Source organism: Enterobacter sp. AC1 (assembly GCF_050434705.1).
Classification (GTDB): Bacteria; Pseudomonadota; Gammaproteobacteria; order Enterobacterales; family Enterobacteriaceae; genus Enterobacter; species Enterobacter cloacae_L.
Window position 1 is genome coordinate 53858 of the sequence record NZ_JBNDIZ010000004.1, and the last position, 24424, is coordinate 78281.

Annotated in this window: 28 protein-coding genes; 19 read left to right on the forward strand and 9 right to left on the reverse strand. The window is 55.3% G+C overall.

The window, feature by feature from the left end:
- Positions 1-7 precede the first annotated feature (7 nt).
- The 5 genes from M2433_RS13425 (at position 8) to rlmB (ending at position 4441) form a co-directional block, all read left to right on the forward strand.
- Positions 8-964 (forward strand): ABC transporter permease, encoded by a 957-nt coding sequence (locus M2433_RS13425; RefSeq protein ID WP_429054748.1) that lies wholly within the window; start codon positions 8-10, stop codon positions 962-964.
- Positions 961-1821 (forward strand): ABC transporter permease, encoded by an 861-nt coding sequence (locus M2433_RS13430; protein ID WP_429054750.1) that lies wholly within the window; start codon positions 961-963, stop codon positions 1819-1821. The genes M2433_RS13425 and M2433_RS13430 overlap by 4 nt, the downstream gene beginning before the upstream one ends.
- Positions 1814-2803, forward strand: coding sequence for an ABC transporter ATP-binding protein (locus tag M2433_RS13435; RefSeq protein WP_237845376.1), 990 nt, complete (start codon positions 1814-1816; stop codon positions 2801-2803). Before M2433_RS13430 ends, M2433_RS13435 begins: the two co-directional genes overlap by 8 nt.
- Positions 2800-3600, forward strand: coding sequence for an ABC transporter ATP-binding protein (locus M2433_RS13440; RefSeq protein ID WP_429054753.1), 801 nt, complete (start codon positions 2800-2802; stop codon positions 3598-3600). Before M2433_RS13435 ends, M2433_RS13440 begins: the two co-directional genes overlap by 4 nt.
- Before the next feature lie 106 nt (positions 3601-3706).
- A complete protein-coding gene (rlmB, locus tag M2433_RS13445) occupies positions 3707-4441 on the forward strand; it encodes a 23S rRNA (guanosine(2251)-2'-O)-methyltransferase RlmB (protein ID WP_010427468.1) in 735 nt (244 codons plus the stop codon).
- A 90-nt stretch (positions 4442-4531) separates the two neighbouring features.
- Here rlmB and M2433_RS13450 read toward each other — a convergent pair whose 3' ends face one another.
- Positions 4532-5806: an MFS transporter gene (locus tag M2433_RS13450; RefSeq protein WP_429054754.1), complete on the reverse strand. Its 1275-nt coding sequence runs from the start codon at positions 5804-5806 to the stop codon at positions 4532-4534.
- A gap of 194 nt (positions 5807-6000) precedes the next feature.
- On the opposite strand from M2433_RS13450, the gene M2433_RS13455 reads away from it, so the two are divergent.
- Entirely contained in the window at positions 6001-7623 is a 1623-nt protein-coding gene (locus M2433_RS13455; RefSeq protein WP_429054755.1) for an isovaleryl-CoA dehydrogenase, read from the forward strand.
- Here M2433_RS13455 and M2433_RS13460 read toward each other — a convergent pair.
- The 3 genes from M2433_RS13460 to bsmA all read right to left on the reverse strand — a co-directional run bounded on the left by M2433_RS13460 (position 7620) and on the right by bsmA (position 10475).
- Positions 7620-9551, reverse strand: a complete 1932-nt coding sequence (locus M2433_RS13460; protein ID WP_429054757.1) for a methyl-accepting chemotaxis protein — start codon at positions 9549-9551, stop codon at positions 7620-7622. The two genes, M2433_RS13455 and M2433_RS13460, sit on opposite strands and share 4 nt — an antisense overlap.
- A gap of 170 nt (positions 9552-9721) precedes the next feature.
- A complete protein-coding gene (yjfN, locus tag M2433_RS13465) occupies positions 9722-9997 on the reverse strand; it encodes a DUF1471 family protease activator YjfN (protein WP_139157912.1) in 276 nt (91 codons plus the stop codon).
- Positions 9998-10145: 148 nt separating this feature from the next.
- Entirely contained in the window at positions 10146-10475 is a 330-nt protein-coding gene (bsmA, locus tag M2433_RS13470) for a biofilm peroxide resistance protein BsmA (RefSeq protein WP_048339024.1), read from the reverse strand.
- A 137-nt stretch (positions 10476-10612) separates the two neighbouring features.
- Between bsmA and yjfP the strand changes: the two genes are divergently transcribed.
- Positions 10613-11335, forward strand: coding sequence for an esterase (gene yjfP, locus M2433_RS13475; protein ID WP_429054759.1), 723 nt, complete (start codon positions 10613-10615; stop codon positions 11333-11335).
- Here the strand turns inward: yjfP and ulaR are convergent.
- Both ulaR and ulaG read right to left on the reverse strand, forming a co-directional pair.
- Complete coding sequence (gene ulaR, locus M2433_RS13480) at positions 11332-12087, reverse strand: HTH-type transcriptional regulator UlaR (protein WP_059311867.1); 756 nt, start codon at positions 12085-12087, stop codon at positions 11332-11334. The two genes, yjfP and ulaR, sit on opposite strands and share 4 nt — an antisense overlap.
- Positions 12088-12197: 110 nt before the next feature.
- Entirely contained in the window at positions 12198-13262 is a 1065-nt protein-coding gene (gene ulaG, locus M2433_RS13485) for an L-ascorbate 6-phosphate lactonase (protein ID WP_429054761.1), read from the reverse strand.
- Between the two features lie 357 nt (positions 13263-13619).
- Here ulaG and ulaA point away from each other — a divergent pair, with 357 nt between their 5' ends.
- The 6 genes from ulaA to M2433_RS13515 are packed head-to-tail and all read left to right on the forward strand — an operon-like array spanning position 13620 to position 18027.
- Complete coding sequence (gene ulaA / locus M2433_RS13490; RefSeq protein ID WP_059311869.1) at positions 13620-15020, forward strand: PTS ascorbate transporter subunit IIC; 1401 nt, start codon at positions 13620-13622, stop codon at positions 15018-15020.
- A 12-nt stretch (positions 15021-15032) separates the two neighbouring features.
- Positions 15033-15338: a PTS ascorbate transporter subunit IIB gene (gene ulaB / locus M2433_RS13495; protein ID WP_000218355.1), complete on the forward strand. Its 306-nt coding sequence runs from the start codon at positions 15033-15035 to the stop codon at positions 15336-15338.
- A gap of 9 nt (positions 15339-15347) precedes the next feature.
- On the forward strand, positions 15348-15815 hold the full coding sequence (ulaC, locus tag M2433_RS13500) for a PTS ascorbate transporter subunit IIA (RefSeq protein WP_047346134.1): 468 nt from the start codon (positions 15348-15350) through the stop codon (positions 15813-15815).
- Positions 15816-15827: 12 nt separating this feature from the next.
- The gene (ulaD, locus tag M2433_RS13505) at positions 15828-16478 is read left to right on the forward strand and encodes a 3-keto-L-gulonate-6-phosphate decarboxylase UlaD (protein WP_008502901.1); all 651 of its coding nucleotides are present in this window, start codon (positions 15828-15830) and stop codon (positions 16476-16478) included.
- A gap of 9 nt (positions 16479-16487) precedes the next feature.
- Entirely contained in the window at positions 16488-17348 is an 861-nt protein-coding gene (locus M2433_RS13510; RefSeq protein ID WP_429054762.1) for an L-ribulose-5-phosphate 3-epimerase, read from the forward strand.
- The gene (locus tag M2433_RS13515) at positions 17341-18027 is read left to right on the forward strand and encodes an L-ribulose-5-phosphate 4-epimerase (RefSeq protein ID WP_429054764.1); all 687 of its coding nucleotides are present in this window, start codon (positions 17341-17343) and stop codon (positions 18025-18027) included. The genes M2433_RS13510 and M2433_RS13515 overlap by 8 nt, the downstream gene beginning before the upstream one ends.
- Positions 18028-18166: 139 nt before the next feature.
- Here the strand turns inward: M2433_RS13515 and yjfY are convergent, their stop codons facing one another.
- Positions 18167-18442: a DUF1471 family protein YjfY gene (yjfY, locus tag M2433_RS13520; RefSeq protein ID WP_429054766.1), complete on the reverse strand. Its 276-nt coding sequence runs from the start codon at positions 18440-18442 to the stop codon at positions 18167-18169.
- Positions 18443-18782: 340 nt separating this feature from the next.
- Between yjfY and rpsF the strand changes: the two genes are divergently transcribed.
- Genes rpsF through rplI form a run of 4 tightly spaced genes read left to right on the forward strand, consistent with a single transcriptional unit; the run spans position 18783 to position 20222 of the window.
- On the forward strand, positions 18783-19178 hold the full coding sequence (gene rpsF / locus M2433_RS13525; RefSeq protein WP_014068637.1) for a 30S ribosomal protein S6: 396 nt from the start codon (positions 18783-18785) through the stop codon (positions 19176-19178).
- Between the two features lie 6 nt (positions 19179-19184).
- Complete coding sequence (priB, locus tag M2433_RS13530) at positions 19185-19499, forward strand: primosomal replication protein N (protein WP_008502895.1); 315 nt, start codon at positions 19185-19187, stop codon at positions 19497-19499.
- A gap of 4 nt (positions 19500-19503) precedes the next feature.
- On the forward strand, positions 19504-19731 hold the full coding sequence (gene rpsR / locus M2433_RS13535; RefSeq protein WP_000135199.1) for a 30S ribosomal protein S18: 228 nt from the start codon (positions 19504-19506) through the stop codon (positions 19729-19731).
- Positions 19732-19772: 41 nt separating this feature from the next.
- Entirely contained in the window at positions 19773-20222 is a 450-nt protein-coding gene (gene rplI / locus M2433_RS13540; protein WP_059311871.1) for a 50S ribosomal protein L9, read from the forward strand.
- Between the two features lie 68 nt (positions 20223-20290).
- Here rplI and M2433_RS13545 read toward each other — a convergent pair whose 3' ends face one another.
- Positions 20291-20929, reverse strand: a complete 639-nt coding sequence (locus tag M2433_RS13545; protein ID WP_429054783.1) for a LysM-like peptidoglycan-binding domain-containing protein — start codon at positions 20927-20929, stop codon at positions 20291-20293.
- Positions 20930-21162: 233 nt separating this feature from the next.
- Here M2433_RS13545 and fklB point away from each other — a divergent pair, with 233 nt between their 5' ends.
- Together fklB and cycA are read left to right on the forward strand one after the other, a co-directional pair.
- The gene (gene fklB, locus M2433_RS13550; protein ID WP_008502892.1) at positions 21163-21783 is read left to right on the forward strand and encodes an FKBP-type peptidyl-prolyl cis-trans isomerase; all 621 of its coding nucleotides are present in this window, start codon (positions 21163-21165) and stop codon (positions 21781-21783) included.
- A gap of 311 nt (positions 21784-22094) precedes the next feature.
- Positions 22095-23504 (forward strand): D-serine/D-alanine/glycine transporter, encoded by a 1410-nt coding sequence (gene cycA / locus M2433_RS13555; RefSeq protein ID WP_024907315.1) that lies wholly within the window; start codon positions 22095-22097, stop codon positions 23502-23504.
- Between the two features lie 96 nt (positions 23505-23600).
- On the opposite strand, the gene ytfE is transcribed toward cycA, so the two are convergent.
- On the reverse strand, positions 23601-24263 hold the full coding sequence (gene ytfE / locus M2433_RS13560; protein ID WP_429054784.1) for an iron-sulfur cluster repair protein YtfE: 663 nt from the start codon (positions 24261-24263) through the stop codon (positions 23601-23603).
- Positions 24264-24424 lie beyond the last annotated feature (161 nt).

A 24424-nucleotide genomic window follows, 5' to 3' on the forward strand; every position in this document is an offset into this window, starting at 1 on the left:
GAAGGCGATGAGAAGATACCTCTTTCACCGCCTGGTGGCACTTCTGCCGGTGCTGCTGGTGGTGTCGGTAGTGGTGTTTTGCTTGATTCATCTCGCGCCGGGCGATCCGGCGCTGGTGATCCTGGGGAATGATGCCAGTCCGCAAGATATTGCTGCGCTGCGCCAGCAGATGGGGCTGGATCGGCCCCTGCTGGTGCAGTTCTTCAACTGGTTTGGCGAGATCCTTACCGGGGATTTGGGACATTCCCTGTTTTTAAATACCAGCGTTATGTCGCTCTTTTTACAGCACCTGACGCCGACGCTGGCGCTGGCATTATATGCTCAACTCATTGCGCTCATTCTGGGGCTGGCGGGGGGAGTGATAAGCGCCTGGCAACATGGCGGCATCACGGATCGCATCATTCGTATGCTGGCGACTTTTGGCATGTCGGTTCCGGGTTTTTTGCTCGGCCTCGTCCTCATCTTCTTCTTTGCCGTTCAGCTGCGGTGGTTTCCGGTGGTGGGGTATCGCTCTACCAACGATGATTTCTGGCTGAACGTCTGGTACCTAACCTTACCTGCTATTGCGCTGGGGCTGCGCATCGCCGCACTGATTGCCCGCATGACCCGTGCCGTGATGCTGGATGTATTGCAAGAGCCTTTTATCAACACTGCACGGGCAAAAGGGGTCCCGGAGTGGCTTGTGCTTTTACGGCACACGCTCAAAAACAGCCTGATCCCCATACTGACCATCTGCGGTGAATCCTTCGCGTCGCTGATAACCGGCACGATCGTGATCGAAAGCGTGTTCGGTATTCCCGGCGTGGGATCGCTCATTGTCGATTCGATCGAGCGGCGTGACGTGACGGTGATCCAGGGCGTGGTGCTGCTGATCACCGTTTGCTACGTGTTGATCAACCTGGCAGTGGATATTCTGAACTATCTTGCCGATCCGCGTCTGTCCGTTGACGGAGGGGAAAAATGATTACCTTGAGAAATCCGGGGCTTTTAATTTGGCCCGCCGTGCTGGGTGCCATTGTGGTGCTGTCATTTTTTGCAAGCATGGTAAGCCCTTACGATCCCTACAGCCTCGATCCGCTAAGCCGGTTGACCCCTCCCTCTCCGGAACACTGGTTCGGCACCGATAACTTCGGGCGGGATCTCTTTGTCCGTGTGGTGCTGGCGGTGCGCGTGTCGCTCTCGGTGGGCGCAGCGGTAGCGGTGATAGCTGGTGTGACGGGAATGATCGTCGGGCTACTGTGCGCCTGGTATCGTCCGGTAGACAGGATCCTGATGCGCGTCTGTGATGGTCTTTTTGCCTTTCCGTCTTTGCTACTGGCGATCGCCATTGTCGGCGTGCTCGGACCGAATATCGCCAACGTGGTGCTGGCGCTATCGTTGGTATACGTGCCGTCGGTTGCGCGGGTGATCCGAGGTGCGGCCATGGTGATCAAAGAGAAGAACTTTATTGAAGCCCTGCGCGCGCAGGGGGCAGGTGCCTCGCGCATTATCTGGCTGCACCTTTTGCCTAACGTGATCTCGCCGTTTATCGTGCAGGTCAGTTGGGTGTTTTCGGTGGCCATTCTTACCGAAGCAGCGTTGAGCTTTCTCGGTTCTGGCGTGCCAGCCCCGATGCCAAGCCTGGGCAACTTATTACTCGAAGGAAAGGCCGTGATCTTCACCGCCTGGTGGATGACCTTCTTTCCAGGGATCGCCATTGTGTTGCTGATCCTCGGATTAAATATTATTGGCGATGACCTGCGAGACAGTGCAGACCCGGGCCTTAAACCACTGCCTCGCCGCGTGTTGCGTCTGCTTAAACAGGGAGGACGCCATGGCTGAAGCCTTACTTGAGGTGAATAATCTTGAGGTTACATTCGCGACGAGAATGGGCGTTGTCTCTCCGGTGCGCGGCGTTTCTTTCCGGGTAAACACCCATGAAACTCTCGGCATCATCGGGGAATCAGGCTGCGGCAAGAGTGTGACTGCGCAGGCGTTAATGGGACTGCTTTCATCCCGCACCAGCCGGGTCAAGGGTGAGGTCATTCTGGGGGGGAAGGCGCTGCACTCGCTGTCGGCAAAAGTACGTCGTCAACGGAGTGGACGAGAGATGGCGATGATTTTTCAGGATCCGCTCGCCAGCCTTAATCCGGTGATGACCATTGGTGCTCAAATTGATGAAAGCCTGCGGCTGCATACCTATTTGAAACGCGCCCAGCGTCAGCAGAAAACGATCGGCCTGTTGACCCAGGTTGGTATTGCCGATCCTGCCCGCTGCGCCAATGCCTGGCCGCATGAGCTTTCAGGCGGAATGCGTCAGCGCGTAATGATCGCCATGGCCATTGCGACCTCTCCTTCTCTACTGATTGCTGACGAACCGACTACGGCACTGGATGCCACCATTCAGGCGCAGATCCTCGATTTACTCGACGGACTTAAGCAGCAGACGGGCATGGGGATTGTCATTATCACCCACGACTTAAGCGTAGTGGCGCGGCTTTGCCAGCGCGTGGCCGTACTGTATGCCGGACAGGTTGTGGAGGAGACTGATGTTCATACGCTCTTTGCACAACCGCGCCATCCTTATACCCGTGCGCTGCTGGCTGCTCGTCCTTCGGCGGATCATCCTCCCAAAACACCGCTGGCTGAAATCAGTGGTCAGGTACCTTCATTGCATGCATTTCCTTCAGGGTGTACCTATGCCGATCGCTGCCCGCTGGCGCAACCCCGCTGCCGCGCGCAGGCCCCCGAGCTGCAGACGGTGGGATACAAGGCACAGCAGGTTCGCTGCTGGCGTGCCGAGGAGACAGGAGCGGCTGGATGACGATACCCTTATTAAGCGTGAACAATTTGTCGAAAATATTCCATCGCCGTGAGCAATCGGTGCATGCGGTGGATAACGTCAGCTTTGCCCTGAACGCAGGTGAAACCTGGGCGCTGGTCGGTGAGTCAGGCAGCGGTAAGAGCACCATCGGCCGTCTTGTGCTGGGGCTAACCTCAGCCAATGCTGGCGACGTCGCGTTTGAAGGCCGATCGCTGACAGGACTGAATACTGCAGGATGGCGCAGCGTGCGCCGTGACATGCAGATGATTTTTCAGGATCCCCTCTCGTCACTCGACCCTAAACGCACCGTGGGTTATAGCCTTGAAGAGCCGCTGACGATTCACGGCATAGGCAATCGAAAAGCGCAGGTCACTCATATACTCGAGCAGGTTGGCCTGCGCCCCCAGGATGCCGCCCGTTATCCGCATGAGTTTTCTGGCGGCCAGCGTCAACGGATCGGTATTGCCCGGGCGCTGATACTGAAGCCGAAACTGATTGTTTGCGATGAGCCGGTTTCAGCGCTTGATGTCTCCATTCAGTCGCAGATCCTGAATCTGCTTATGCGGTTACAGAAGGAGTATGGGATGGCATATCTCTTTATTTCCCACGATCTCAACGTTGTCAGGCACATAGCGGACAGGGTCGGGGTGATGTACCGGGGAGTGCTGGTTGAACAGGGCGAGACGGCGCAGCTTTTTAGTGCGCCTCAGCATGAGTATACGCGCTATCTTCTGGATGCCATTTTGCCCATTCATCCCGTAAAGGAGGAGGAAACGCGCGTGGTGGCCAACGGGTAAAACTGTCAGGGTCGATTTGAACGCCGGGTCGGTTATAATAGGCGCAAGCGATCTCTGTCACGACCCCATTTAACCCGGCGCACACCGCCTAAAACGAGTAAGTTCAATGAGTGAAATGATTTACGGCATCCACGCGGTGCAGGCCCTGCTGGAGCGCGCACCGGAGCGTTTTCAGGAAGTCTTTATTCTGAAAGGGCGTGAAGATAAACGTCTGATGCCGCTGATCCACGCGCTGGAAGCGCAGGGCGTGGTGATCCAGCTGGCGAACCGCCAGTTCCTGGATGAGAAAAGTGAAGGTGCGGTACACCAGGGCATTATTGCGCGCGTGAAGCCGGGCCGTCAGTATCAGGAAAACGATCTGCCGGATCTGATTGCCGAGCTGGATAACCCGTTCTTCCTGATCCTCGATGGCGTTACCGATCCGCACAACCTCGGTGCCTGCCTGCGCAGCGCGGATGCGGCGGGGGTGCATGCGGTGATCGTGCCGAAAGATCGTTCAGCACAGCTGAATGCGACGGCGAAGAAAGTAGCCTGCGGCGCGGCGGAAAACGTTCCGCTGATCCGCGTGACCAACCTGGCGCGCACCATGCGTCTGCTGCAGGAAGAGAACATCTGGATCGTCGGTACCGCCGGTGAAGCGGATCATACCCTTTATCAGAGCAAAATGACCGGCCGCCTGGCGCTGGTGATGGGGGCGGAAGGGGAAGGAATGCGTCGCCTGACGCGTGAGCACTGTGACGAGCTGATCAGCATTCCGATGGCGGGCAGCGTGTCGTCCCTGAACGTGTCCGTTGCGACGGGCATCTGCCTGTTTGAAGCGGTGCGTCAGCGCGGAGAATAAACAGCAAGGCCGTCCGGTGGACGGCCTTTTGTGTATTCTCCCTCTCCCGGTGGGAGAGGGCCGGGGTGAGGGCACCAGACGGTGACAACCTCACTCCTCCAGCGACCGCAAATGGTCATCCTTTCTCAGCGTCATCAGCGCGACAATACTCACTACCGCCGTCGCCATCACGTAATACGCCGGAATATCCAGGTTGCCCGTCTGCTTAATCAGCCCGGTAATGATTAACCCTGCACACCCCGAGAAAATCGCGTTCGACAGGGAATAGGCCAGCCCAAGCCCGGTATAGCGCACGCGCGTCGGGAACATCTCAGATAGCATTGCCGGGCCCGGCCCCGCCAGCATGCCCACCAGACCGCCTGCAATCAATACAACGATCGCTTTCACCGCCAGCGTGCTGGAATCCGCCTGCAGGATTTTCAGCAGCGGCAGGGCGAGGAGCAGCAGCAGTACGGTGGCGATAATCATCACCATGCGGCGGCCGATCCTGTCGCTCAGGATCCCTGATGGGATAATCGTCAGCGCAAAACCGATATTCGAAATCACCGCTATCAGCAGCGCCTGGTTAAACCCGGTATGCAGCGCTGACTGCAGATAGGTCGGCATTATGACCAGGTAGGTATACCCTGCCGCGGACCAGACCATTACGCGGCCAATCCCCATCATAATGGCTTTGATCGTGGCGACAGTATCCGCCTGAGCGACGAGCGGTTTTTCCTGCTGCAGTACAAAGCTTGGCGTCTCTTCCATGCTGACACGCAGCCACAGCGCAACGACGCCCATAGGCAGCGCCAGGAAGAACGGCATGCGCCAGCCCCAGTCATGCAATGCCTCAGGCGTGAGGAGGGCGGAGAGCAGCGCCACGATGCCTGCGCCCGCTAACAAGCCCAGCGCCACGGTAAAGGACTGCCACGCGCCGTAGAGCCCGCGCTTGCCGCGTGGGGCAAATTCCGTCATCAGCGAGACCGCACCGCCGTACTCGCCGCCCGCGAACAACCCCTGCAGGATGCGCAGCAGCGTGATAATCAGCGGCGCAGCGATACCGATGCTGGCGTAGACCGGCACAAGACCGATGGCAGCGGTAGCGAGCGTCATTAGCACCAGCACAATAATCAGCGTCGGTTTTCGGCCTATTCGGTCGCCGATGCGGCCAAACACCACCGCACCCAGCGGACGGAAGAAGAAGGCGATGGCAAATGAGGCGTAGGTGAGGATTAGGCTAGTGAGCCCCGCTTCCCCTTCAAGCTGGAAGAAATTCTTCGCAATGACGGTCGCCAGAAAACCGTAGACCGCAAACTCATACCACTCGATAAAGTTACCAATGGAGCCTGCAATTAATGCTCGTTTGTGCGCATCCGGTTGCATAACTTTCCTCACTGAAAGGGGGAGAGAATAAATTATTCAACAAAGCCGAAGGGATGAAATAGTTTATTCTTATGTTCTGTGAGCCATTTCACGAATGATATCAGCGGGATCGCCACTGTGTGACCTCACTCCCATGCAGCGTTAACGGGGTCTGTCCATACTTACCTTCATTGTCACTGAAGGAGGGAGACAGCATGCACTGGCAGACGCATACCGTTTTCAATCAACCCGCACCGCTCTCTAACAGCAACCTTTTCCTCTCAGATTGCGCCCTGCGTGACGCAGTGACGCGTGAAGGGGCCGAGTGGGATATCGAACTTCTCGCCAGCATTGGCCAGCAGCTCGGTACGGCAGAATCACTGGAGCTGGGACGGCTGGCCAACGTTAATCCGCCAGAGCTACTACGCTATGACGCCACCGGAGAGCGGCTGGATGACGTCCGCTTTCACCCGGCCTGGCACCTGCTGATGCAGGGGCTGTGTGCCAACCGCGTACATAACCTGGCATGGGAAGAGGAGGCGCGGAAAGGCGCGTTTGTCGCCCGGGCCGCGCGTTTTGTCCTGCATGCTCAGGTGGAGGCGGGCACGCTTTGTCCCGTCACGATGACGTTCGCCGCGACGCCGCTGCTGCAGCAGGCGCTCCCCAAAGCGTTTCACGACTGGCTGACGCCGCTACTCAGCGATCGTTACGATCCTCATCTCGCCCCCGGCGCGCAAAAGCGCGGCCTGCTGATCGGCATGGGGATGACGGAGAAGCAGGGCGGATCGGACGTGCTCAGCAACACCACCAAAGCAGAGAAATGCAGCGACGGCAGCTACCGGCTGGTGGGGCACAAATGGTTTTTCTCCGTCCCGCAAAGCGATGCGCACCTGGTGCTGGCCCAGGCGAAAGGCGGGCTTTCCTGCTTTTTTGTGCCGCGCTTTTTGCCCGACGGACAGCGTAACGCCGTAAGGCTGGAGCGCCTTAAGGACAAGCTCGGGAACCGCTCCAACGCCAGCAGCGAGGCGGAGTTTCTTGATGCCTCCGGCTGGCTGCTGGGGGAGGAGGGCGAAGGGGTTCGACAGATACTCAAAATGGGCGGGCTGACGCGCTTCGACTGCGCGCTGGGCAGCCACGGGCTGATGCGGCGGGCGCTCTCGGTGGCGCTGTACCATGCCCATCAGCGTCAAACCTTTGGCAAAAACCTCATCGACCAGCCGTTGATGCGCGAGGTATTAAGCCGGATGGCGCTGGTGCTTGAGGGACACACGGCGCTGCTGTTCCGCCTGGCTCGCGCCTGGGATAAACGCGCCGATCCGCAAGAGGCTGCCTGGGCGCGGCTGTTTACCCCGGCCGCGAAATTTAGCGTATGCAAAGCGGGCATTCCGTTTGTGGCTGAAGCGATGGAGGTGCTGGGGGGAGTCGGGTACTGCGAGGAGAGTGAACTTCCCCGCCTGTACCGCGAGATGCCGGTGAACAGCATCTGGGAAGGGTCAGGCAATATCATGTGCCTGGACGTGCTGCGCGTGCTGGCGAAGCAGCCAGGTATTCACGACCTGCTTGCCGATGAGTTTGCACAGGTAAAAGGGCAGGACAGACATTTCGACCGCAGCTGGCGGCAGCTTCAGCAAAAACTGCGTAAGCCGCAGGAAGCGCAGGGCAGAGAAATTGCTCAACAGCTCTTTTTACTGGGGGCAGGCAGCCAAATGCTGCGACACGCATCGCCCCCGATAGCGCAGGCGTGGTGCCGCATGATGCTGGATACCCGGGGCGGTACGCTGATGAGCGAGCAGGTACAAAGTGACCTGCTGCTGCGCGCCACGGGCAGGGTTGGCTAGCTTTTAAGCTGGAACAGACTCACCAGCTGGGTCAGGTGTGAACCCTTCTCGCGCAGCGTTTGTGCGGTTTGCTCGCTGCGTGAGATGCGATCGGCATTGATATGCGACGCTTCGCCAATATGGGTCATGGCGAGATTCACCTGGCCTATGCCTGCGGATTGCTCGCGTGACGCATGGTTAATCTCGGTGACCAGCTGGCTGATGTTATCGATATGAATGATGATGTCATCCATCGCCAGGCGTGTCTGTTCAGATAGCGCATGGCCCTCACTTACTTTTCTGAGCGTATCGCCGATCAGCTGTTCAATCTCCTTCACCGCGTTAGCGCTGCGTCCTGCGAGGGCACGAACTTCCTGCGCCACCACGGCGAAGCCTTTGCCATGTTCGCCCGCGCGAGCCGCTTCGACCGCCGCATTCAGCGCCAGAATGTTAGTCTGGAACGCGATGGACTCAATCACGCGGGTGATGTCCTCAATGCGTTTAGAGGCATCGCGGATGTCGTCCATGGTCGACACCGCGTGGGTGACCGTCTCACCGCCCTGATGAACCGCGAGCGAGGTTTCACCCACCAGCTGCTGCGTTTGCTCCATGTTGGCGGCATTTTGCTGCACGGTGGCGGCCAGCTGCTCCATGCTGGCGGAAGTCTCTTCCACGCTGCTGGCCTGCTTGTTGATCTGCTCCGAGATTTCTCCGGTGTCGGAAGCCAGCGCATTGGTGCCCAAATGGATCTCGCCCGCGGCCTCACGCACCTGCAGGACAATTTTTTGCAGCCCATCGCCAATACCGTTGATGGCATCAACCAGCTGGCCGACCTCATCCTGTCGCGTTACGGGCAGGCTGGCGCGCAGATCGCCTGCGGCATACTGGCGGGCCAGCTCGATCACGTTACGCAGCGGGCGGGTCAGCATTCGACGAATGAGCGCCACAAACAGGCTCGCGAAGAGCACGGAAAGCACCACGCCCGCCAGCAGGAACCGGTCACGCATGGCGTTGACGCTTGCGAGAAGGACCGATTTATCCACTTCACCCACGATGGTCCAGTTCCAGCCCGGCAGCGGCGTATAGGCCATTTTCAGCGTGCGGCCGTCGTCGCTTACGCGCTCCAGCGTGCCGGAGGAATCGCTCAGCAGCTGCTGTTGGGTGGCGCTGTCCCACTTCGGCAGTTGCCCCTCTTCACTGCCGTGGAACAGGAACTGCCCGCGCGTTTTACCGTTGCTGCGATCCAGCACATAGAAGTGCCCGCTCTCGCCCAGCCGGCGGTTGAGGATTTTCTCTCGCATAACGTTCCAGGAGTGTGTGATATCTACCCCAACAAAGATGATCCCAATAACCTGGCCTTCACCATTCTTAACCGGCTGGTACTGGGTGATGTAGCGTTTACCAAACAGCAGCGCCAGGCCACGGTAAACTTCGCCCCTGGTGACGGCCGCAAACGCCGGGCTGGTGGTATCCAGAAGGGTTCCCATTGCCCGGTCGCCATTCTCCTTGCGCAGGGAGGTGGCAACGCGAATAAAGTCGTTACCGCTGCGAACGAACAGCGTGGAGATTGCGCCCGTACGATTCAGGAAGTCGTCAGAAAAAGCATTGTTTTCATGCAGTTCAGATTCACCGCCTTTCAGCAAAGGCACATTGATACCGCTAATGGTACGGGGCTGACTCGTATCGACCGTAAATGGCTGAGGCAGGAAAGTGGTGAACAGTCGGGTATAGCTTTCGACCTCTTCGCTCAGACTGGTATTAAACATCTGCACCATATCGACCATGCCGGTGGACTGGTTATGCAAATCTTCGACGGCAAGATCTTCAAGCTGCTGGCTGGCTTTATGGCTGAGCAGAAAAGTGAAAAGCAAAAACAGAATGGCGACACTCATGCCGGTCAGCAGCGATAGCTTAGTGCCCAGACCCGCACGGCGGAAAGAATTGATCATAAATTGCTCATCATTGAAAAGGTATGCCTGTTCAACGGCAGAGCAGCGATAACATTTATGCTATTAATGTAACAAAATGTTATTTATTTGTTTTTGGATGGTTTTGAAAAAGATAAAAGATTTGCAAAAACGAAAAGCCACTAAAATTAAGTGGCTTTTATCGGGAGGGGCTAAACATAGAGGATGGCTTGTACCCGCCAATGATCGACATGGTTATCTTCCTGCATCTGGATGATGCGATACCAGGAAGCGCCTTGTTCATCGGCTTTTAATGCAACGACACGTTCAACGTCTTGCGGGCTTCCCGAAATGTTATTCACGGAGATTTGGCCTATTTCATTCAGGCCAGTCACGCAATCAGCACTGGCGAATTCAGCTGATTGTGCGGTTGTGCTCACAAGGCCTGCTGAGAGCAACAGTGTGGTCAAGGCAAGAGTTCGTTTCATCGTCAGCTCCATTTCACATGTCTCCGGTATCCGCCGGGCAATCCTTCGCTAATAAACTCCTTTCCATCGACGCGGACATGGAGTTTATTGTGGACAGGAAAATGTCTATGGACGCAAAGCAGTGTAAATGTCGTTCAAATGAAAACCATTATTTACGGTACAAAATAGCCTGTGAGTACCACTGTCCCGTTATGATGGTTTCATCGATCATAATGATGACGTAATAATCTGCTTTGGCGGCGACGGCCTGTGCTTTTATTGCCGCTTCTGCGTCATCCGGAGAACCGCGAACCAGCGCGGAGACGGTGCCCATTCGTTGTAATCCTTCCGTCTGATTACGACGAATCTCCTGTGGATGATCGGCGACCGGTGGAGCGGGTTGCGGCGTTCCCTGAAGCGCGCTACAGCCACTAAGCAGAAACACCAGCAATAAAGCAGCAAACCTGCGCATAACCATATCTCGTTTCCTGATAGCCATAGTGTAGTTGTCTGTGAATTTAGTTTTGGGGGAATGTTCCCGAAGTGTTATCTGGGACGTATATTTCGAATGAAAATGGCGTGAAAGCGTAACCCAGTTCTCAACATTATGAATCATACATTCGCACAGGGTCGACAATGATTGAAATTGAAATACGCCACCTCGGCGACCATGAAATTTTACACGCGATGCCCGCGGGAAAACGTGATAAACCGCTGCCTGTTGTCGTTTTTTATCATGGCTTTACGTCATCGAAGCTGGTCTACAGTTATTTTGCGGTGGCGCTGGCGCAGGCGGGTTTTCGGGTAGTGATGCCGGATGCTCCCGACCACGGCGCACGCTTTACGGGCAATGAACAGGCGCGGCTTGGGCGATTCTGGCACATTCTGCACGGTAGTCTGACCGAGTTTGCCGGGTTGCATGATGCGCTTTATGAGGCCGGGCTGGTGGCCGATAACCGGCTGGCAGTCGCCGGGGCGTCAATGGGCGGTATGACCGCGCTGGGGATCATGACGCATCATCCAGAAGTGAGCTCCGTCGCCTGTCTGATGGGCTCGGGCTATTTTACGTCGCTGGCGAAGACGCTTTTTCCTCCTCAGGATTTAACGGAAATGACGGCGTTGCTGGCAGAGTGGGAAGTGGCCCGGGCATTGCCGCGCCTGGCCGATCGCCCGCTGCTGCTGTGGCACGGTGATGCAGATGATGTGGTTCCGCCCGACGGAACCTTCCGCCTTCAGCAGGCGCTGCAGCATGAGGGGCTGGATGGCAATCTGACATGCCTGTGGGAAAAGGGCGTTCGCCACCGTATCACTCCAACGGCGCTGGACGCCACGGTGGCGTTTTTCCGCCAGCATCTCTAAACGCGCAGGATTTTCACGCCCTGATCTTCCAGCTTCTTGAGGATTTCAGGGTTGGCACCTTTGCCGGTGATCACCATGTCGATCTGTTCGGCACGGCTGAATAACATCCCTGCGCGCTCGCCCACTTTGCTGCTGTCGACCAGCACAACGAGCTTGCCCACGACGTTGAGCATGTTTTGTTCCGCCATCGCGGTGAGCATATCGGTTTTATAGAGGCCATCTGCGGTAAGGCCTTTGCCGCTGGTAAACATCCAGTGCCCGGCATAGAGACTGTTTTCACTGTCCTGCGGGCTGAGCGTAATGGACTGACTTTTGTTGTACTGGCCGCCCATGATCACGACGCTCTCATGCTCCTGATCGATAAGATAGTTGGCGAGCGGTAGGTAGTTGGTGATGATTTGCACCGGCTTGCCGCACATTTCGCGGCCCAGCAGAAACGCGGTGGAGCCGCAGTTGATGACGACGCTCTCACCGGGATTCACCAGCTGGGAGGCCGCTCGGGCAATGCGCACCTTTTCATCGTGATTTTGCGCCTGATGAATATTCATCGGTGTCCAGCGGGGGCGCTGCTGGCTGATTGCTTCCGCCCCGTTGCGAACCTTTTTCAGTTTACCGCTTTCATCCAGCTTGTTGATATCCCGCCGCGCTGTTGCCGGGGAAATACCTAAACGTTCGATCACTTTCTCGACGGTGATAAACCCTGTTTGCGCCAGGAGTTCCAGGAGAATTTGATGCCGTTGCGCTTCCGTCATGAGCTATTCCGATAAGAATTGATTTGAAAAGATGATATTTGAAATAGCGTGAAATTACTAAAATAAATATGACATCGCCAGACACAAGGTCTGGCGATTTAACTTCACAATCAGAGGAAGGACTTGAACGGCAGGTCAGGCTCAATGGTGAAGCAATCATCGAAACCACGTGGGTAGTGATATTCCATATTGTCTTTGTCCAGTGGCCAGGTGAACTTGCCACCGACCTGCCAGATGAACGGCTTGAAGCCGTACTTCAGGCGATCTTTTTTCATCTCCCAAAGCACGCGGATTTCCTGCGGGTCGGCCTGGAAGTTTGACCAGATATCGTGGTGGAACGGGATCACCACTTTGGTGTTCAATGCTTCCGCCATGCGCAGCATATCGGCGCTGGTCATCTTGTCAGTAATGCCGCGCGGGTTCTCACCGTAGGAGCCCAGCGCTACGTCAATCTGGTGCTCGTTACCGTGCTTCGCGTAGTAGTTGGAGTAATGAGAGTCACCGCTGTGGTACAGGGAACCGCCAGGGGTTTTAAACAGGTAGTTCACCGCACGCTCATCCATACCGTCCGGCAATACGCCAGCGGCTTTCTGGTCGGCTGGCAGGGTAATCAATGCCGTACGGTCAAAGGCATCCAGCGCGTGAATTTCAATATCTTTGATTTTCACCACGTCGCCAGGCTTCATCACGATGCACCGCTCTTTCGGAACACCCCAGCCAATCCAGAGATCCACGCAGGTCTGTGGCCCGATAAACGGCACATCCTCAGCGCAGTTTTGCATGACCGCTGCCGCCACGTTCACGTCGATATGATCGTTGTGATCGTGAGTGGAGAGAACAGCATCGATCTGACGAATGGCAAACGGATCAAGCACAAATGGCGTCGTTCGCAGGTTCGGCTGCAGTTTTTCTACGCCCGCCATGCGCTGCATCTGATGGCCTTTTTTCATCAGCGGGTTACCGTGGCTTTGTTTGCCCGTGCCGCACCAGAAATCGACGCAGATATTCGCGCCACCCTCTGATTTCAGCCAGATGCCGGTGCAGCCCAGCCACCACATGGCAAAAGTACCAGGAGCAACTTTTTCCTGCTCGATCTCTTCATTTAACCAGCTACCCCATTCCGGGAAGGTGCTCAGAATCCATGATTCACGGGTGATGGTGTTTACTTTACTCATCGTTTTGGCTCCTGATTTAATCAAAAATAATCATTTTGTGATTTGTTGTGATTAATGCTGGCACCATTTGATGCGCTTTGCAATGGCTAAAATGAGGAATTTTATCTGTTCGACTTCACGGATTATCCGCTTTTTCCTTGTTAGATTATTGCGTATCAAAGATTAACTATATGAATAATAGAGATTAATTTATTTTTATTATGCGGTAGTGAAAATCATTACTAACACCATGGAAATAAAATGCGTGATGCGTCACAAATAGTCAAATTCAATCTTGTGGTGATTATTTGTGATTAATAGAGTGGTGGCACCAACCACACAGGGATTGCCCCTCGTGTCTCATTTCTGGAGAGAGTTATGGAGATCCTCTACAACGTCTTTACCGTGTTCTTCAATCAGGTCATGACTAACGCCCCGCTGTTGCTGGGGATTGTGACGTGCCTGGGTTATATCCTGCTGCGTAAAAGCGTGAGCGTGATTATCAAAGGCACGATTAAGACCATCATCGGTTTCATGCTGTTGCAGGCGGGGTCAGGCATCCTGACCAGCACGTTCAAGCCGGTCGTGGCCAAAATGTCGGAAGTGTATGGCATCAACGGTGCCATCTCAGACACCTACGCCTCAATGATGGCCACCATCGATCGCATGGGTGATGCCTATAGCTGGGTGGGTTACGCGGTTCTGCTCGCCCTGGCGCTGAACATCATCTACGTTCTGCTGCGCCGCATTACCGGTATTCGCACCATCATGCTGACGGGACACATCATGTTCCAGCAGGCGGGGCTGATCGCCGTTTCTCTCTATATCTTCGGTTACCCCATGTGGACCACGATTATCTGCACCGCGGTGCTGGTATCGCTCTACTGGGGGATCACCTCCAACATGATGTACAAGCCAACGCAGGAAGTGACCGACGGCTGCGGCTTCTCCATCGGCCACCAGCAGCAGTTCGCTTCCTGGATTGCCTACAAAGTCGCACCGTATCTGGGTAAAAAAGAAGAGAGCGTTGAAGACCTTAAGCTGCCTGGCTGGCTGAATATCTTCCACGACAATATCGTTTCAACCGCCATTGTGATGACCATTTTCTTCGGTGCCATCCTGCTCTCCTTCGGTATTGACGTGGTGCAGGCGATGGCGGGTAAAACCCACTGGACGGTCTATATCCTGCAAACCGGCTTCTCCTTCGCGGTGGCCATTTTCATCATCACTCAGGGCGTGCGCATGTTCGTCGCCGAACTGTCGGAAGCCTTCAACGGTATCTCCCAACGCCTGATCCCTGGCGCGGTGCTGGCGATTGACTGTGCTGCTATCTATAGCTTTGCGCCAAATGCGGTGGTCTGGGGCTTTATGTGGGGCACCATCGGCCAGCTGATTGCGGTGGGCATTCTGGTGGGCTGCGGCTCGTCCATTCTGATCATTCCTGGCTTTATCCCGATGTTCTTCTCTAACGCCACTATCGGCGTCTTTGCGAACCATTTTGGCGGCTGGCGCGCGGCGCTCAAGATTTGCCTGGTGATGGGCATGGTTGAAATCTTCGGCTGCGTGTGGGCGGTCAAGCTCACCGGTATGAGCGCCTGGATGGGCATGGCGGACTGGTCAATTCTGGCACCACCGATGATGCAGGGCTTCGCCTCCGTCGGACTGGTCTTTATGGCCGTCATCATCCTGATTGCTCTGGCTTATATGTTCTTCGCGGGCCGCACGCTGCGCGCTGAAGAAGATGCGGAAAAACAAACAGCAGAAGTGTCTGCTCATTAAGGAGTTTCGATTATGACCGTACGTATCCTGGCTGTCTGTGGCAATGGGCAAGGTAGCTCCATGATCATGAAGATGAAAGTGGACCAGTTTTTAACCCAGTCAAACATCGATCACACGGTGAACAGCTGCGCAGTGGGTGAATATAAAAGCGAGCTGAACGGCGCGGACATCATCATTGCCTCTACCCATATTGCCGGTGAAATCACCGTGACGGGCAATAAATATGTCGTGGGGGTACGCAACATGCTGTCGCCTGCGGATTTCGGTCCCAAGCTGCTGGAAGTGATCAAAGAACACTTCCCACAAGACGTGAAGTAAGGGCGCCATATGAAACTACGTGATTCGCTGGCAGAGAATAACTCCATCCTTTTACAGGCTGAGGCCAGCACCTGGCAGGAAGCAGTAAAGCTGAGCGTGGATTTGCTGGTTAAAGCTGACGTGGTCGAGCCGCGTTACTACCAGGCCATTCTTGATGGCGTGGCGCAGCACGGTCCTTACTTTGTCATTGCGCCAGGTCTGGCCATGCCGCACGGCCGCCCGGAAGAGGGCGTGAAGAAAACCGGCTTTGCGCTGGTGACGCTGAAAACACCGCTGGTCTTTAACCATGAAGATAACGACCCGGTCGACATCCTGATCACCATGGCGGCCGTTGATGCCAACACTCACCAGGAGGTGGGCATCATGCAGATCGTCAATCTGTTTGATGATGAAGCCAATTTTGACCGTTTACGCGCCTGCCGTACCGAGCAGGAAGTGCTGGATTTAATTGATACCGCCACTGCGGCGGCAGTCTAAGAGGAAATGAAAATGTCATTACCAATGTTGCAGGTTGCGCTCGATAACCAGACGTTGTCTCACGCCTACGAAACGACTCGCCTGATTGCGGAAGAAGTCGACATTATCGAAGTGGGCACCATTCTGTGCGTCGGCGAGGGCGTTCGCGCCGTTCGTGACCTGAAGGCCCTCTACCCACATAAAATCGTGCTGGCGGATGCCAAAATTGCTGACGCAGGCAAAATCCTCTCCCGCATGTGCTTCGAAGCCAACGCCGACTGGGTCACCGTGATCTGCTGTGCGGATATCAACACCGCGAAAGGCGCGCTGGACGTGGCGAAAGAGTTCAACGGCGACGTGCAAATTGAGCTGACCGGCTTCTGGACCTGGGAGCAGGCGCAGGAGTGGCGTGACGCAGGTATCCAGCAGGTGGTTTATCACCGCAGCCGTGATGCGCAGGCGGCTGGCGTGGCATGGGGTGAAGCGGATATCAGCGCCATCAAACGTTTGGCGGATATGGGCTTCAAGGTAACCGTCACGGGCGGCCTGGCGCTGGAAGATCTGCCGCTGTTTAAAGGTATTCCAATCCACGTATTTATTGCCGGTCGTAGCATTCGTGATGCGGCGTCTCCGGTGGAAGCGGCGCGTCAGTTCAAACGCTCTATCGCTCAGCTTTGGGGCTAAGGAGCGGGTATGTTGTCAAAACAGGTCCCGCTCGGCATCTATGAAAAGGCACTCCCTGCGGGGGAGTGCTGGCTGGAGCGGCTGCAGCTGGCAAAAGAACTGGGTTTCGATTTTGTCGAAATGTCAGTGGATGAGACGGACGAGCGCCTCTCTCGCCTCGACTGGAGCCAGGGGCAACGTCTGGCGCTGGTGAGCGCTATTGCTGAAACGGGCGTGCGAGTGCCCTCCATGTGCCTCAGCGCCCATCGCCGTTTTCCTCTTGGAAGTGAAGATGATGCCGTGCGTGCGCAGGGGCTGGAGATCATGCGTAAAGCCATTCGCTTTGCCCAGGATGTCGGTATCCGCGTGATTCAGCTGGCGGGCTATGACGTCTACTATCAGGAAGCCAATGACGAAACGCGCCGCCGCTTTCGCAACGGCCTGAAAGAGAGCGTTGAGATGGCAAGCCGCGCGCAGGTGACGCTGGCGATGGAGATCATGGACTACCCGTTGATGAACTCCATCAGTAAGGCGCTGGGCTACGCGCACTATCTCAATAATCCATGGTTCCAGCTTTATCCCGATATCGGCAACCTGTCCGCATGGGATAACGACGTGCAGATGGAACTGCAGGCGGGCGTCGGGCATATCGTGGCGGTTCACGTCAAAGATACCCGTCCAGGCGTATTCAAAAATGTTCCGTTCGGCACCGGGGTGGTGGATTTCGAACGGTGCTTCCAGACGCTCAAGCAGACTGGGTATTGCGGACCTTACCTGATTGAGATGTGGAGTGAAACGTCGGACGACCCGGCCGCAGAAGTGGCAAACGCACGGGACTGGGTGCGTGAGCGCATGGCGCGGGCGGGGTTGCTGGAGGCTGAACATGCTTAAGCTCAAGCAGCAGGTCTTTGAGGCCAACATGGATCTTCCTCGCTATGGCCTGGTGACATTTACCTGGGGTAACGTCAGCGCTATCGATCGCGAGCAGGGCCTCATTGTCATTAAGCCCAGCGGTGTGGCGTATGACACCATGAAAGCAGACGATATGGTGGTGGTGGATCTGGAAGGTAACGTTGTCGAGGGTAAATGGCGGCCTTCGTCGGATACCGCGACTCACCTGGCGATGTATCGGCGTTATCCGTCGCTTGGTGGAGTCGTGCATACCCACTCGACCCATGCCACCGCCTGGGCACAGGCGGGGCTGGCTATTCCGGCGCTGGGTACGACCCATGCGGACTACTTCTTCGGTGATATCCCCTGCACGCGCGCGTTAACCCAGGATGAAGTCGAGGGTGAATACGAGCTCAACACCGGGAAGGTGATTATCGAAACGCTGGGAGAGAAGGAGCCGCTGCATACGCCGGGTATTGTGGTCTATCAGCACGGTCCGTTCTCCTGGGGAAAAGATGCCCACGACGCCGTCCATAATGCGGTTGTCATGGAGGAAGTGGCGCGAATGGCGTGGATTGCCCGCGGCATCAACCCACAGCTTCATGGCATTGACGATTACCTGATGAACAAGCATTTCATGCGCAAGCACGGCCCGAATGCTTATTACGGGCAGAAGTGAATAAGCGCTCTGGAATACCTAAACAGTTGTAACCGGTGGTATTCCGGAGCCATTCACAAAAAAAAGCCCCCGGGCAGGGGGCAACGTAAACTATGGCTATGTTCTCGTTGTTGGCTTTCCTGGTGCTAGCGTTAAAGCGTTATCGGTAAATATCTGCACTGGCGTGCATATTGCCGTTGCTGCCGGGCTCACGGGTTAACATCACGTGGTAATAGGTTGCGCCCTGCGCATCGGTTTCTTCGTTTAGTGCCTGATCTGCTTCACTTTCCGTGGCGAAATTATGATTGATGTAAATTACGCCCAAGCTTTGCACATCATCCATGTTTCTGGCCTGCCGGCTGTCTATCTTGATGGCTGCCATCGCGTTTGCACTGAGCAAAAGCGCCGCCATTACGGCTAATGCGATTTTTTTCATGATATGCGCTCCACGACTGCGTGCTGTGAGAGGGGGAAGCTCCTTCTTGAATTCAGGTGGTCTTTGATTAAAGTGTAATCACTCCTCCGGCGAGGATGCGTGACCATTTCTGATGCAGTTGTTCAAAAAAACAACGCTTCCTGATGCGATTAATTTTAAATCACCCACTTAGACCCGCTTCGCGCTTTGTGCGAATTATTTGCGCAATCAGCTTGAGTTTCCTGGGGCACGCAAGTATTATGACGCGTCAATTTTTCAGCCGACCTTTAACACGTTCCTTGCCTCCCCGGGCCTCGGCTGACCCAGACAGGAGGCTGAATAATCCGTAAGGAGCAATTCGATGCGTCATTACGAAATCGTTTTTATGGTCCATCCTGACCAGAGCGAACAGGTTCCGGGTATGATCGAGCGTTACTCTGCTGCCATCACTGGTGCAGAAGGTACGATCCACCGTCTGGAAGACTGGGGCCGCCGTCAGCTGGCTTACCCGATCAACAAACTGCACAAAGCACACTACGTTCTGATGAACGTTGAAGCGCCGCAGGAAGTGATCGATGAGCTGGAAACTACCTTCCGCTTCAACGATGCCGTTATCCGCAGCATGGTTATGCGTACCAAAAACGCAGTTACCGAAGCATCTCCGATGGTTAAAGCGAAAGACGAGCGCCGTGAGCGTCGCGATGATTTCGCAAACGAAACCGCAGATGATTCTGATGCTGGGGATTCTGAAGAGTAATTTCTGATGACCAACCGTCTGGCGTTGTCCGGCATCGTATGCAGGGCTCCCCTTCGAAAGGTCAGTCCATCAGGAATTCCGCATTGCCAGTTCGTGCTTGAGCATCGTTCTGTGCAAGAGGAAGCCGGTTTTCACCGGCAGGCGTGGTGCCAAATGCCCGTTATTATTAGCGGACACGAAAACCAGGCCATTACTCACAGTTTAACGGTCGGTAGCGCAGTAATCGTTCAGGGGTTCATTTCTTGCCACAAGGCAAAGAACGGCCTGAGCAAAATGGTTCTGCATGCCGAGCAGATTGATTTGATAGATTCTGGAGACTAGCCATATGGCACGTTATTTCCGTCGTCGCAAGTTCTGCCGTTTCACCGCGGAAGGCGTTCAAGAGATCGACTATAAAGATATCGCAACGCTGAAAAACTACATCACCGAAAGCGGTAAGATTGTCCCAAGCCGTATCACCGGTACTCGTGCAAAATACCAGCGTCAGCTGGCTCGCGCTATCAAACGCGCTCGCTACCTGTCCCTGCTGCCGTACACTGATCGTCATCAGTAATCGGGCACGGTCCATTAATACGACTTTAAGAGGATAAGGTAATGCAAGTTATTCTGCTTGATAAAGTAGCAAACCTGGGCAGCCTGGGTGATCAGGTAAACGTTAAAGCGGGCTACGCTCGTAACTTCCTGGTTCCACAGGGTAAAGCTGTTCCAGCTACCAAGAAAAACGTAGAGTTTTTCGAAGCACGTCGCGCTGAACTGGAAGCCAAACTGGCTGACGTTCTGGCGGCTGCTAATGCTCGCGCTGAGTCAATCAACGCACTGGGCACTGTTACCATCGCTTCCAAAGCTGGCGACGAAGGTAAACTGTTCGGTTCCATCGGTACCCGCGATATCGCTGATGCAGTAACTGCTGCTGGCGTTAAAGTGGCTAAGAGCGAAGTTCGTCTGCCGAACGGCGTTCTGCGTACCACTGGTGAGCACGAAGTTGACTTCCAGGTTCACAGCGAAGTGTTCGCTAAACTGGTTGTTAACGTTGTAGCTGAGTAATTTTCTACTCTGCTCACGTTGAAACGCCGGCCTTGTGCCGGCGTTTTGCTTTTTACAGAATCGGGTTTTTAACGCGCTCTGATAAAACTGCCGTCAGGCTGGCGGGTAAACAGCACCTGTTGACCATTGCCTGTATCAATCGTTAAGCCTGTTACCACACCGCTGGCATTCTGGCGAATCTGCACCATCTGACCATTCTGCAAGTTACTGAGCGGCTTACCCGCGCCTTCCACTTTCGCCATAGCATATACGTCGGTCGGCGGCAGGTTATGGTCGCGGAACAGCTGCGCCATGGTTTTGCCCGGCTCTACGCGATAGGAACGCCACTGTTGCTCAATGCCGGTGGGCTGCTGCGTCTGTGGCTCAGCGGTAGCTTGCTCCTGCGGCTGTTCTTCCTGAACGGGCTCTGGCTCAACAGGCGCGACCTGACCCGGATCGTTAGACGGGGCGACGAGCTGCGTCTGCATCGGCTGCGTGTCAGGCTGCGGCCGCGTTTGCGACTGAATGTCCAGCTGCGCGTTACGGGTGACGGGCGCGGTATCAACATCATCGCCCCCGGAAGGAAGCAGGAAGCCCACGATCACCATCAGCGCGCCAATGATGATCCCTCTGCGATGCAGAGGAGGCAGCGGATCCATGATGCGAAAATTGTCCGGCGCCTGCCAGATTTTCGCCAGGGTAGGTTTCAGTTCAAATCGCCCGGGCATGGCACTCCTCCTGCTCCGCGTATTTTTTATCCTGTGCTCCGAAGTATAGTTTGCTAACTGCCTGAACGGCGTAGCAAACCCGACATCCGTGACATCAGTTCGGGATTAATCCTGGTTATCTCTATTGTTTCTGTTTCGTCGCGGTTTGTCACCTTAACTTCAGACAAAGTTTTACCCATAAGGGCATGGCTGATATGCTGCCCGCTACTTTAAATGTGATGGAAGGAAAACCCATGACCACCCCGACTTTTGACACTATCGAAGCGCAGGCAAGTTACGGTATCGGCTTGCAGGTAGGACAGCAGCTGAGCGAATCCGGCCTGGAAGGTCTGTTACCAGAAGCGCTGGTGGCGGGTATCGCTGACGCGCTGGAAGGCAAACAGCCTGCTGTTCCGGTTGACGTTGTGCACCGCGCGCTGCGTGAAATCCACGAACGTGCTGACGCCGTGCGTCGCGCGCGCTTTGAAGAGATGGCAGCCGAAGGCGTGAAATATCTGGAAGAGAACCGTGAGCGTGAAGGCGTGAACAGCACCGAGTCCGGTCTGCAGTTCCGCGTAATCAATCAGGGCGACGGCGCAATCCCGGCGCGCACCGATCACGTTCGCGTACACTACACCGGTAAGCTTATCGACGGCACCGTCTTCGACAGCTCCGTGGCACGCGGCGAACCGGCTGAATTCCCGGTGAATGGCGTTATCGCGGGTTGGATCGAAGCGCTGACCCTGATGCCAGTAGGTTCTAAATGGGAACTGACTATCCCACATAACCTGGCGTACGGCGAACGTGGCGCTGGCGCGTCCATTCCGCCATTCAGCACCCTGGTGTTTGAAGTCGAGCTGCTGGAAATTCTGTAATCGACTTTTCTTATTTCCTCTTCCCGGTTGGGGAGAGGAAAATAGTGTTAAAACCTATAGTTACGACGCAATCAATATTTTATCTTGCAAACGAAACAGTTGCGTGTATTTTTGTGAGCTGTTTCGCGCTGTATGAGTGATATGACACTCACTTTCAACATATTGTTAACATAATATCTAAATCATAGTATTCATCCCGCCGATTCTTACCTAATATCGATTAGCCCTTACAAGGGAACGTCATCCTTTGACGTATTTAAAGGCCAGAAGAGCCTTAACAACACAGACAGGCATAAACAGGAAAATATCAAATGGTAGATCAGGTCAAAGTCGTCGCCGACGAAGAGGCGTCGTCTGAACAGTCGCTACGGCGCAATCTCACAAACCGTCATATTCAGCTCATCGCCATTGGGGGTGCCATCGGTACCGGGCTGTTTATGGGGTCAGGCAAAACCATCAGTCTGGCCGGGCCGTCAATCATATTCGTTTATATGATTATCGGCTTTATGCTGTTCTTCGTGATGCGTGCAATGGGTGAGTTGCTGCTCTCGAACCTCGAATACAAATCCTTCAGCGACTTTGCTTCAGACCTGCTCGGACCGTGGGCGGGCTATTTCACCGGCTGGACATACTGGTTCTGCTGGGTCGTGACCGGCATGGCGGATGTCGTGGCGATTACGGCTTACGCGCAGTTCTGGTTCCCGGGGCTGTCGGACTGGGTGGCTTCGCTGGCGGTCATTGTTCTGCTGCTGAGCCTGAACCTCGCCACCGTTAAAATGTTCGGTGAGATGGAGTTCTGGTTCGCGATGATTAAAATCGTGGCGATTGTCGGGCTCATCGTTGTGGGTCTGGTGATGGTTCTTACCCACTTCCAGTCGCCAACGGGCGTTCAGGCCTCGTTTACCCATCTGTGGAATGACGGTGGCTGGTTCCCGAAAGGCATCAGCGGCTTCTTTGCCGGCTTCCAGATTGCGGTGTTTGCTTTCGTGGGGATTGAACTGGTAGGAACCACGGCTGCAGAGACCAAAGATCCGGAGAAGTCTCTTCCGCGCGCCATTAACTCCATTCCGGTTCGTATCATCATGTTCTACGTCTTCGCGCTGGTCATTATTATGTCCGTGACGCCGTGGAGCTCCGTGGTGCCAACCAAGAGCCCGTTCGTTGAACTGTTCGTGCTGGTAGGCCTGCCTGCCGCCGCGAGCCTGATTAACTTCGTGGTGCTGACCTCTGCGGCTTCATCTGCCAACAGCGGCGTCTTCTCAACCAGCCGTATGCTGTTTGGTCTGGCGCAGGAAGGCGTGGCGCCGAGCGCGTTCGCGAAGCTGTCTAAGCGTGCGGTACCGGCGAAAGGTTTGACCTTCTCCTGCATGTGCCTGCTGGGCGGCGTGGTGATGCTCTACGTGAACCCAAGCGTGATTGGCGCATTTACCATGATTACCACGGTCTCTGCGATCCTGTTTATGTTCGTCTGGACCATCATCCTGTGTTCATACCTGGTGTACCGCAAGCAGCGTCCACACCTGCATGAAAAATCGATCTACAAGATGCCGCTGGGTAAGCTGATGTGCTGGGTGTGCATGGCGTTCTTCGTCTTCGTGCTGGTTCTGCTGACGCTGGAAGATGATACCCGTCAGGCGCTGATCGTCACGCCGCTGTGGTTTATCGCGCTGGGGCTGGGCTGGGTGTTTATCGGTAAGAAACGTATGGCAGGCGTAAGGTAAAAGCAAAACGGCAACTTCGGTTGCCGTTTTTAGTTTTTGCATCCTCTCTCCGTGGGAGAGGGCCGGGGTGAGGGCATCAGGCTTCAGTGGCCTTTTTTATTCCCCGGCCAACGCCCGCGGGAACAGAACGTAGTTCTCAAGACTGATGTGCTCCATCAGGTCGTCGATCGTTTCGTTAATGCCGTTGTACATCGCTTTCCACGTTGTGCACGCTTCTGGCGGCGGCGTGACGTTGTTGGTGGTGTGTTTGATCACTTCCAGCAGCTCGCCGGCGTCATCATGTTCGCTTTCCATCACGCTGATTGGCCCCATTGCCTGGCTACCCATTCCCTGTTTGATCATCGGGAAGAGGATCTGCTCTTCTTTCATCATGTGGCTGGAAAGCTCTTCGTGCAGCATCGTCAGGTATTTCGCCAGACCGCGCGGTACGGAAGGTTTGTCGGCGTGCACGCGCTCCACTTTGGTTGCCTGCAGGATCAGTTCCGGCAGCTGTTCACGGTGGCGGTCATGGTAACGCACGATGATATGGTCAATGATTTCCGCGAGCGGGGCGGTTCGCCAGTCTTTGTCGACGGGTTGCTGGGCCAGCTCCGCCAGCTCTGCTTCAATCACCTCGACGTCCAGCTCCTTACGCGAAGCCGCACGCGCCAGGGTTTGCTTACCGCCGCAGCAGTAATCCATATCGTATTTACGGAACAGCGCAGAAGCGCGAGGAATGGAGAGCGCCAGCTCGCCGAGGGGTTGGTCGCGGAAGGCCATAGCAGTTACCTCGTCATGAATAATATAAGGTGCATATTAAATGCATCTTTGTGGCGAGGCTATAACCCTTTAGAGGGAAGGGAGAGAATGAGAGGTGGATCACAAAAAAATGTCTCGTTTAACTCCCTGAATGAACATAAGAAAGTGCTTTAGAAACTTTT